Consider the following 9,395-nt stretch of genomic DNA (forward strand, 5'->3'; position numbering starts at 1 on the left):
GGATGCGGCGCCACTGCCCGGGCCAGCCTTCGCGGAACACGTCGAAGTCCGGCCAGGTCCCCCGGGGGAGTCGCCGGTCAACCCATGCGCGCGCCCGGGCTAGGTCGCGCTGCAATTCTCCTAGGGCTCTCCTATGTTGGGCAACCGCGTGACGCGCGTGACGGACATCCGAAGTCTCTGGAATCGCGTCAGTTTGGTGCTTGATTCTGTCACCAGCATTTGGTGACAGCGCGTGACAGAAGTGGTGACGGCCGGGCAAGCGCAGGGGGCGGGGGCTCATGCGGCCTCCCCTTCCCCGGCGCCCGTCGCACCCGTCAGGGCAGCATGCTTCAGCTTCCAGACCCAGTGTCGGCTCGCCGTCACACCATCCAGCCCCCGGCATTGGGTGGCGATCCTGCTCGGCCCCCGATCGACGTAGCCGCCTTCGACGAGCTTGTCGGCCAGCGCGTCCCTACTCAGAGGAAAGTGCTCGTCGCTCTCCCGCAGGAACATCACCACGGCCCGCCGCGCCTCGCCCGGCAGGAGATAGACGTAGCTTCCATCCTCCCAGCCCAGCGCCACCTTGCCCGGCCCGGCCTCCAAGCTCTTGCCCACCTCGGCCAGGTGCGCCCGCCCGGTCGCGCGCAGGGTGGCCAGCGCGTCGAGGAAGCGCACCACGGGATCGGCGGCCCGGAGCCCCTTCGCGTTGTCGCTGGCGAGCCTGCGGAGGACTGCATCGGCCGTCGAACTCCACCTCTCACTGTCCGCAGTCGAGAGCGCGCCCACGTCCTCCGCGTAGGCGAGGAACTTGTCGAAGCCCCAGAAGATCAGCGCGAGCTGTGTTGGCAGCCTCAGGTGCGCCGCAGCCGCATCCGCGAAACTCGCGCGCAAGGTCGCCAGCTCTGCCGGGGCGGCCCGGGCGATCTCGTCGAGCTGCGGGGCGAGCCATTGGACGTAGCCGGCCATCGCGTGGGAGAGGCGCGCCGCGTTCGCCTGGACGTGGGAGAGCCGTTCGCCGGTCACTCCCTCCACCTGAACCACGAAGCATCTGGCCCGCGCCGAGTGTCCTTCGGGTAGCAGCTCGCCGCTCGTCACGACGAGCCCCCGCGGAGGGCGCACGGGACGGTTGCTAAGGTCCGCGCGCAGCCGACCGCGCCCCGCGCCATTCCCCACGCTACGGATCACCGTCGCCAGCGCCTTTGCCATGCGTTCCTGATCGGCCCGCGACCCAGCCGGGCAGTAGTCGTCGATCACCGTCATGGCGTCCTTCATGGCGAATAAGCGCGCCTCGATCGAATTGGAGGTATCGCCCCACGTCGCCGGGAAGTGCAGCCGATCGAATCCTGCGCCGTAGTGCCGTTGCGCCTGCGCCGTGATCTCCGACTTGAGCTTCCCCGTCGTGCCGGCGAAGTAGAGCACCAGATCGGGCTGGACGATCGACGCGAGCGGCCCGAGGTAGGTCGCCGCGAGCAAGGGAACCATCACATCCGGCGGTCCCGCGCCGAGGAGCGCAAGGGATACCCCGACGGCCCCGCGCACGTCATCGGGATCGGCGGGCAGCACGAAACGATCGAGCGGCGCCTCCAGCTCGACATGCACATCAGGTACGGCCCCGCGCCCGCCGAGAGCTCCGGACCCGTGGATATAGATCCACTCGCCGGCGACCTTGCGCCAGCCCGTGTGGGCGTAGACGGTACGCTCGACGGCCGAGGAGAGAGCTTGCACGGCGCATCGCAGGTGATCTCGCGTGCCGAGTCCGGCGAAGACCACGACGCGCGAGCCCCAGCGCTTCACGGCCCATGACATCACATCAAACTCCGACGCAGCCACAGTGACCCCCGGCAGCACGGCGCCGGTCGCGAGCGAGCCATTGATCGTGAAGCGCCGCGACTGCTCTATGCCGTCGTCGAGCAAGACGTCTTCGACGATCTGCGCCGAGAAGTTGCACAGCGGCTCCGCCTCCACAGTCTCCTCGGTTGTCCCAGACTCTTTGTTCTTCTTCGTGGTGACATGTAGACGGCACATGCACCCTCGGTCCACGCGGTAGGGAACCTCCGGCGCCTTGCCTTCCGGCGACGCCTTCCACTCGGGGGCCGCTTCGACCAGCACGCGCAGCTCCTCGACCGTGTGCCCCTGCTCTAACCAGTCCACGACGTCGCCTTTGTCCGGCAACCCGGGCAGCTCGACAACCTTGACGCTCGCAGCGAAGCCGTAGAGCCCCTTGGAGACCTTCGCGCCGTGTTCCTTGCCGGGGCCGTCGTTGTCGGGCAGCACGACCACCTGGCGCCCCGTGAGCGGCTCGCTGTGCTGCTCCTTCGTCCACGCCTGGCCGGCGCCCCCGCAAGCCGTGGTGGCGACGCAGCCATGACCTCGAAGCGCGTCGCAGCACGACTCGCCCTCGACCACGAACACCGTCGCCGAGGGGTCGGCCGCGAGAAGTTCGGGCAGCCGGTAGAGCACGCGGGGCGCAAGTCGCTTCTTCTTGCCGGGCCTTTCGGGGTCGGGGCCCGTGACAGTCGCGAGCCAGCCGCCCTTGCCGTCGGCTGCGTGTTGCGTGATCTTCTTGCTGCCGTCGGCGTAGCGCCACTTGCGCACCTGATAGAGCGGCTTGCCGTCGGCGTCCACGTAGTCGTAAGCGCCCTCGAGCCGGCCCCTGTCACGCGCAGTCGTAGACGTCGCCCGCCCCCCCGCACCGTTGCCCTTCGGGTTGCGGGCGGTCGTGAACAGGTCACCCATCGTGAGCCCCACGGCGCGCACGATCTCCGTCGTCGCACAGCCGGCCTTGCAGTGAAGTAGCGTGCGCCCGTCGTCGCCCGTGCTCACCGTCAGGGACGGCTTGTTCTTCTTCTCGCCGTCATCATGAACGGGGCAGATCACAGCCCACTGGTCGCCGGAACGTTTCGCTCCCTGGAAGCGGGACAGGATTTCGTCGGTGTTCATCGCGGCACGTCACGCTCACCGAACCGCGGGTTGCATGACGGCGTTGAGCTCGTCGAGCCGGAAGCGGAGGCTCTTGCCGAAACGGTGCACGGGAAGGCACCCGCGCGCCGCGCGGTCATAGAGCGCCCGCTTCGTGATTCGCAAGTATCGGGCCGCTTCGTCGGCGTCGAGCCAGCGGTGCTCCGTCTCAACTTGGATGCTCGTCTTCTTGACCATGGGTCCCTCTCGGTGGCGGGACCGGCCAGTGCAGACTGAGCGGCCCCTATTTCTCTGGATGCGCGCTACGCGGCGCACGTCCAGATATGGCCACTCGCGAGGGCTTCCGCGAGACGGACACTTCGGATTTAAATGTCCCGCTTTTTCCCGAGCCGCGCCCCACGCTTGCGGATGCCCTCCTTCGTGAAGCGCATGGGTTCAGGCACGGGCCATCCGCATCCCGCGCAATGGCGCGCGTGGTCGTCCGCCAACGCGGTCAGTAACCTCTCCTTTCTGCGGGGTCCGTACCCATGCTTCCCGAGGAAGGAGAGCACGTCATCCAAAAATGGATCGTGGCCCCCCTCCCACGCCGCGGGATCTGCGTAGATGCTCACCGAGGCTCTCCCCAGGAATTCTGTGAGTGCGCCGCGCGCCTCCCCTGCGGCGATGAAGGCCGCGTCGAACAACTCCATCGTGGAGAACATCTCACGCGGCAGGGGTGCGTCCGGCTCCCCGGTTATCGCTGCGAGCGTCTCGTCAGCCTTGCGCGCCGTCATGATGATGTCGCGCACCCTGCGGCGAGCCGCGAAGTCGAAGAACTGAAGATTGTCGGCCAGGAGAACGCGCCTCAGCACTCCCTCGGGGGTCGGCGCAAGACCTGGAGTCCCGTAGACGGACCACTCGGCAAGCGTCGCGTCGAGAGCCGGCCCGAGCGGCGTGCGATACGCTGGAGGGGGCTTGCGCTGCTTGGGGGCTTTGGTAGGCTGGCTCATGCTCCTCGGCGCTTGCTCGCTGAAGGGGCCACGGGGTCGGGACGTTCCAGCGTCGCCGGCCCCACTTTCTTGGACCCTACCGCATCATCGCTCGCCTGTCACGCCGCGCTCGAACCCCTGGCGCCGCGCCGGAACCTAGCTTCCCGCGTCGTAAAACGACATCCGCGCCGGTCGCAAAACGACCGCGGCATGCTCGCCGCCCGTGCAGCCTCGGGAATTCCCCTACGTTGGGAGAGAAGAGACTCCCCGCCGGCCACGGCACGGCAATGCGCGACCGACGGGGAGCGAGCCTACTGCCTCTTCGTGACGCTCACGAGCGAGACTCCCGTCACGGCCAGCGCGGCAACGACGCCCCCGCTATTCGGCCCCACGGAGAACTGCATCGGCCACGTGCTCCCGAGGCAAAAGCCGTTGGCCGCCGTCGGTGCGTGACCGAGGCTGCCCAGCGAAACGAAGGTCGCCGCGTTCGCGCTCATGAGGTAGTGGCCTTCGGACAAGATCGTCGTGCCTTGCGCAATACTCGCGTTCGCAATCACGCTCTGCGAGGGACCGAACTCCCCAGCGAAGAAACTGTGTTTTCCGTCCACAACATCAGCGGCCATTAGGCACCCCTCTTTCGCTTCGGCTCGCTCGCGTTGCTCTGCTCCGCGCGCCACGCGCGCACCTCGGTCGGGTCGAGCTCGCGCAGCTTGTGTACACGCGCCGCCTGACCATGCGTCCTCGCCGTGCGGACTCCCCGGCCGCAAAGGCGCAGCACGCGCGAGGCGAGCTCCAACGGCACCTCCGCCGTGTCGCTCAGCTTGAAGGTCCGGTGTCCGCAGCGCGCCACGTCCGCGCCCGCATTCTCCTTCCCGAGCATCGGCGCGTCTACGTCAGGTTCGCTCATGCACAAGTCGAGCACCACGGGTTCAGCGATAGGCGTGAGCACCGCGCGTTGCCGCTGGATCAGCCTGTGCCTCGGCGCCTCGCGAGTCTGGCCCGAGTGCGTGAGCACTTCGCCGAACAGCACCGAGCGGAGCACGAACCCGCCGTTCTCATCGCTGACCACGAGATACCGGCTCAACATGAAGTCGCCGCGTTCGATGTCCTCCACGATGCGGCGTTCAGCGATGCGGAACTTTTCCGCGAGTACCAGCCGCGCGTTGCGGCCGGTGGCGTCGCGTACCTCGGTCCACCATGGCGGCGGCAGGATGTACGGCGTGATGGGCTCAGGGCGCGCGAGAAATTGCTGTTCGTCCTCGGTGTCCCTCGTGTCGTAAAGCTCGAAGTCGCTCATTTCGTCTGACCTCCGTAGATGCCTTTCAAGAACTCGAGCCGCGCCGTCCTCGGGTCCATGGCCGCCTGCACCTTCGCCTCGCGTGCCGCTTCCTGCCGTCGGCGGTCAACCTCAGCGGCGATAACCTGCTCCTCGGAGAGCGGTTCCGTCGGTGCGGCGCCCTCTGCCTTCAGCCGCGCTACCTCCTTCTTGAGCGCGCCTAACTCGCGCGTCAGCTCCACGATGATGTTCTCGCGGGGGTCCTCTTGTTCGTCAGCCATGTCCGTCACGCTCCTCTCACGCGGGCGGCCAGCGCCCACAGCTCGATGGCATCCGCCGGGATGTCGCAGCCCACAGCCCGCAGGACCGCGCGGTCGGCCTCTCGTCGGCGCTCCTCCACCGCGAGCGGATCGAGCGCGGCAAGCGCATCCGCCGAGGCGCCCACAGCCCGCAGCGCGGCAACTTCAGCGTCCCAAGCGGCCCGCGAGGCGAGCATGAATTCCTTTGTCTCGTGCCAGCTCCCATCATCCATTCCGTCGCCTCCTATGTGTTCAGCCTCGAAACTCGAGCCCCTCGCGCACCACCGCCACGCGCTCCCGTCGGCGCTCCTCGAGGCCCTCGCATGCGCTCTGAATCGTCTCCGCCATCCGGTGAGCAGCCTCACTCGCTGACCCGCGCAGCAAGCTCACCAGCTCCTCGAGCTGGCGCGGTGACTCGCTCACGTGAAGGCTGAATTCGTAGCGTCGGGGCTTGCGCGTGAGGTCCTCGAAAACTACTACGCTGCGCATGTTTGAAAGCTATCACAGCTTGCATTTAGCGTACAAGCCGCGATATCGTCTAAACGTGCAAATCGTGCAATCCAGCTTGGAGCACACTCGGGCCCGCCGAGGGTCCGTCACCGACGGTGGGGGACGACCGGGTGTGCTCCAGCTTTCTGCCCGGCCCGCCCCCGTCTGTGGACCCACCGCGCCGCCGATGTTGCCGGAGGCGCGGGGGTCGGTCGGGCGCTTTCTCGAGGTGACCCGTGGCTGACGACGGCATGATGTTCTTCTTCCCCTCCGAGCGCGAATACGTGCTCAGGGCGCTACGCGACCACTCACCAGCGATGGGAATCGACCTAGTCCGTAGGCTCTCAATGCACACGCGCAGGGGCGCCATCGCGGACATGCAGTTCGAGTTGATGGAGATGACCCGCCGAGGTTGGGTCCGCCAGATCACCTCCGGCGGCACCGATGCGGCGTTCGCCACCTGGGAGCTCACCGAGGCCGGCCACGGCGAGCTCGACCGCTTGCGAGCCATCCGCAGGGGTCGAAACTTCCCGCGCCTCGAGCTCGTGAGGCCAGAACCAGCGCCCCGCACCAGCCGGCCCCGCGTCACGCATGACGTTGACCCTGCGCTACCCTCGCGCTTCCTGACGCTCGCCGCGGGCGCCGAGCTCGCCGGAATGGGCGCGCGTGCCTTCACCGCCGTAGCGCGCCGGGAGGGGCTCCTACGCGCTCACGAGGGGCAAGATGTCGTGGACCGGGGCACGTTCTTCTCCTGGTGGGAGACGCGCACCGAGCACGTCCAGCCGGCCACCGAGGAGCAGCGCGGGAAGGACCAGCCGATTCAGCGCAAGCGCCGAGCGGCCCGGACGAAGCGCGTCGAGCTCGCGCCGGCGGTCGAGCAGACCACCCCGGAGGCCGTCGAGCTCCATCCGCTGGTCGCGGAGGCGGTACGCCGGGGCGTCGAGCTCGTGAAGGTGCCGGTTGCCGAGGAGCCGCAGGTCGCCCGGGTGGACGCGCAGCACGTCGAGCTCCAGCAGCGCGTTGACCAGCTCGCGGCGAAGCTGGCGCATCTACGCCGGAAGGAGCACCAATGCCGAAACCCATCCGAGGAGCGCGCGGACCATACCCACCAGGAGCCAGCAGCGGCAGCGCGTCCAAGTGGAGAGTCATCGTCGAGCGCGCCGAGGGCGGCGCCTCCACGCGAGGGTTCAGCTCCTACGCTCTCGCCGCTGGCTTCATGACAAGGCACGGCTTCAGCCCGAGGCCCGAGAACGGTGCTACGGCTGCACCAGCGCCCCGTAAGCGCGGCGGCCGCAGCAAGGCACCCGAAGCCCCTGCCGTAGTAGATGACGGCTCCATTCGGCCACCGGACACCGAGGGGATAGGCTTCTGGCCGGAGCTCCTCCATCGTATCGTGGTGGCGGCATGTGCAGACCCCTCGAACGCGGACCTCTTGAAGCTCCTGCGCGCCTCGAGTGCGGCAGCGGCAGCGGCGGCACGGTGCGAGGACCAGAAGGAGCTTGCGGCGCGGATAGGCGCGATCGAGGAGCAGTTCGAGAACATGATCTCGGCCGACCACGACGGCACCATGCTTGGCGACGGGATGCCCTACGATGCTGTGGAATGGGCGCCACCAGAGGAGCAGGAGCTGGACTAGGGGGGGGCAGGTTTGACGCGGTGCTCACGTCGATGGGGGAGTCTTCAAGCGCCGGATTCGTGCCTTTTTACATTGCGTTACACCAGAGTTCAATCTGGAGGGCGGTCGGTATGGTCGATTTTTGCATTCCCGAGGCATATCGCATACTTAGCGTTGTTCTCTCTCGCGTCTCTATGTCCGCCGTGATTCCGTACGCTTAGCACGTTGCTCGGGATGGGTCGGCCCGGGCGGGCGTGGGGGTTGTGCACGTCCACTGCACGAGGGTCCACCGGGACCCGCTTGCGCCCTGACCCCTCCAAGCGATACTCATGAGAGGGCCCATGAACGCGAGGTGACTAATGGTCACTGCCCTTGACGTAGCCGCATTCATCCTGAAGACGTGCGGGAAGATGACGGCGATGAAGCTCCAAAAGCTCGTCTACTATAGCCAGGCATGGCACCTCGTCTGGGAGGAGAAGCCGCTCTTCAAGGATCCGATCGAGGCGTGGGCTAATGGGCCCGTGGTGCCAAAGCTGTACAATGCACATCGAGGCGAATTCGAGGTATCGGAGATTCCTGGGGGGGACGCTGCTCGACTGTCGGCGAAACAGCAGGCGAGCGTTGAAGCTGTGTGCAAGTACTACGGCAAGTGGACTTCGCAACAGCTCAGCGATCTTACTCATCAGGAAGCCCCCTGGAGGGATGCCCGCACGGGTATCCCCGACGGCGAACGCGGACACGGCGAGGTCTCCCCGGCGGCGCTGGCGGAATACTACGGGGGGCTCTCCCGAAAGGCGCAGTAGTGGGCAAGGGCAAGAGGAAGAAGCCCTTCGCCGAGAAGGCCCCCGGAGCAATCGAAAAGACCCCTCGCGGGAACGTGCCTCCCAATTACGACGAGCAGGTGCCATCGTGGCGCTTTAGCAGCCTCCAGACAGTGGAGCCCTTTGGGTGGCACGAAATTACGCGGGAGGATCTTGACCTCGTTCTGACGCAACTGAAGGGCTTCGAAACGATGACGTGGACCCAGATAAAGAGCGAGGTCAAGCGAAAGAGCCACTTCGTAGAAGCATCCAAAATTTGTAAGAAGGCGAGGGAGCGGCTTAACGCCCTAGGCTCCCAGGTGGATGTCGATCTCCTCTTTTCACTGCGCCTTACTGGCAAGGGTCGGGTCTGGGGCTTTCTACGTCGAGGGATCCTCGACATTCTTTGGTGGGACCCGAAGCACGAAGTTTGGCCCATCTCGCATTAGCGTGTGTCGGGCAGGCGGGTTCGACTACCACGCCTAGTCACGCCAGGGGCCCTGTCACCACTTCTGTCACGCGGCTGTCACGCGCGCTGGCGGGTTTGTGGTGACCCAAAAGACCGCGAATGTCCATGTCTTGGCTATTCTGTCACGCGCGTCACGCGCACTCGCAGGGTAGAGAGAGGCATAGGCACGGAGCAGCGCGGGCAGAGCAGGGGTCACGCACGTCACGCGGTTTGAGAGAGATCGTACTCTCGTGTGTGGTCCACCTCCAATACGTGGGTGAAGGCTATCCACGAAAAGCATGAATTGCTCGAGTACGAATCGTGTGCTGCTAATGTGCTGTACGGGTCCAAATTGGTGCGGACGTATGCGGACTATCGCGTAAAGCTAGAGGCTATCCAAGGCACGGGAATCTGGCGGCAAAACAGGCCAAGCGCGCGCACGGCCTATGGTTTTTTGTATGCCGCTAAACGGGTTCGACTCCCGGCGCCTCCACTTTGCGTTCTTTGGGGGAACGCCCGCTTCCTGGCCGTCCGTCGCGGCGGCCCGGAGGCCGGCGACGACTCCCGGCGCCTCCACTTTGCGTTCTTTGGGGGAACGCCCG

12 protein-coding genes are annotated in these 9,395 nt (G+C 66.4%); 3 read left to right on the plus strand and 9 right to left on the minus strand.

The genetic code is table 11. The features are described 5' to 3' along the window. Nucleotides 1-276 precede the first annotated feature (276 nt). The 9 genes from IT371_14295 to IT371_14335 all read right to left on the minus strand — a co-directional run bounded on the left by IT371_14295 (nucleotide 277) and on the right by IT371_14335 (nucleotide 6,979). The gene (locus tag IT371_14295; GenBank protein ID MCC6748825.1) at nucleotides 277-2,919 is read right to left on the minus strand and encodes a hypothetical protein; all 2,643 of its coding nucleotides are present in this window, start codon (nucleotides 2,917-2,919) and stop codon (nucleotides 277-279) included. 15 nt (nucleotides 2,920-2,934) lie between these two features. Beyond that, a complete protein-coding gene (locus tag IT371_14300; GenBank protein ID MCC6748826.1) occupies nucleotides 2,935-3,135 on the minus strand; it encodes a helix-turn-helix domain-containing protein in 201 nt (66 codons plus the stop codon). A 128-nt stretch (nucleotides 3,136-3,263) separates the two neighbouring features. After that, the gene (locus IT371_14305; protein MCC6748827.1) at nucleotides 3,264-3,887 is read right to left on the minus strand and encodes a hypothetical protein; all 624 of its coding nucleotides are present in this window, start codon (nucleotides 3,885-3,887) and stop codon (nucleotides 3,264-3,266) included. 290 nt (nucleotides 3,888-4,177) lie between these two features. Beyond that, complete coding sequence (locus IT371_14310) at nucleotides 4,178-4,384, minus strand: hypothetical protein (protein ID MCC6748828.1); 207 nt, start codon at nucleotides 4,382-4,384, stop codon at nucleotides 4,178-4,180. 104 nt (nucleotides 4,385-4,488) lie between these two features. Continuing rightward, nucleotides 4,489-5,163, minus strand: coding sequence for a hypothetical protein (locus IT371_14315; GenBank protein ID MCC6748829.1), 675 nt, complete (start codon nucleotides 5,161-5,163; stop codon nucleotides 4,489-4,491). Beyond that, entirely contained in the window at nucleotides 5,160-5,423 is a 264-nt protein-coding gene (locus tag IT371_14320) for a hypothetical protein (GenBank protein ID MCC6748830.1), read from the minus strand. Before IT371_14320 ends, IT371_14315 begins: the two co-directional genes overlap by 4 nt. 5 nt (nucleotides 5,424-5,428) lie before the next feature. Next, the gene (locus IT371_14325) at nucleotides 5,429-5,638 is read right to left on the minus strand and encodes a hypothetical protein (GenBank protein ID MCC6748831.1); all 210 of its coding nucleotides are present in this window, start codon (nucleotides 5,636-5,638) and stop codon (nucleotides 5,429-5,431) included. A gap of 55 nt (nucleotides 5,639-5,693) precedes the next feature. Next, nucleotides 5,694-5,930: a hypothetical protein gene (locus IT371_14330; protein MCC6748832.1), complete on the minus strand. Its 237-nt coding sequence runs from the start codon at nucleotides 5,928-5,930 to the stop codon at nucleotides 5,694-5,696. A gap of 701 nt (nucleotides 5,931-6,631) precedes the next feature. Beyond that, a complete protein-coding gene (locus tag IT371_14335) occupies nucleotides 6,632-6,979 on the minus strand; it encodes a hypothetical protein (GenBank protein ID MCC6748833.1) in 348 nt (115 codons plus the stop codon). 383 nt (nucleotides 6,980-7,362) lie between these two features. On the opposite strand from IT371_14335, the gene IT371_14340 reads away from it, so the two are divergent. The 3 genes from IT371_14340 to IT371_14350 all read left to right on the plus strand — a co-directional run bounded on the left by IT371_14340 (nucleotide 7,363) and on the right by IT371_14350 (nucleotide 8,794). Further along, the gene (locus IT371_14340) at nucleotides 7,363-7,566 is read left to right on the plus strand and encodes a hypothetical protein (GenBank protein ID MCC6748834.1); all 204 of its coding nucleotides are present in this window, start codon (nucleotides 7,363-7,365) and stop codon (nucleotides 7,564-7,566) included. A gap of 338 nt (nucleotides 7,567-7,904) precedes the next feature. Continuing rightward, nucleotides 7,905-8,348: a DUF4065 domain-containing protein gene (locus IT371_14345; protein ID MCC6748835.1), complete on the plus strand. Its 444-nt coding sequence runs from the start codon at nucleotides 7,905-7,907 to the stop codon at nucleotides 8,346-8,348. Further along, nucleotides 8,348-8,794: a hypothetical protein gene (locus tag IT371_14350; protein MCC6748836.1), complete on the plus strand. Its 447-nt coding sequence runs from the start codon at nucleotides 8,348-8,350 to the stop codon at nucleotides 8,792-8,794. The genes IT371_14345 and IT371_14350 overlap by 1 nt, the downstream gene beginning before the upstream one ends. The last annotated feature ends 601 nt before the right edge of the window (nucleotides 8,795-9,395 follow it).

Source organism: Deltaproteobacteria bacterium (genome assembly GCA_020848905.1).
GTDB lineage: Bacteria > Myxococcota_A > Polyangia.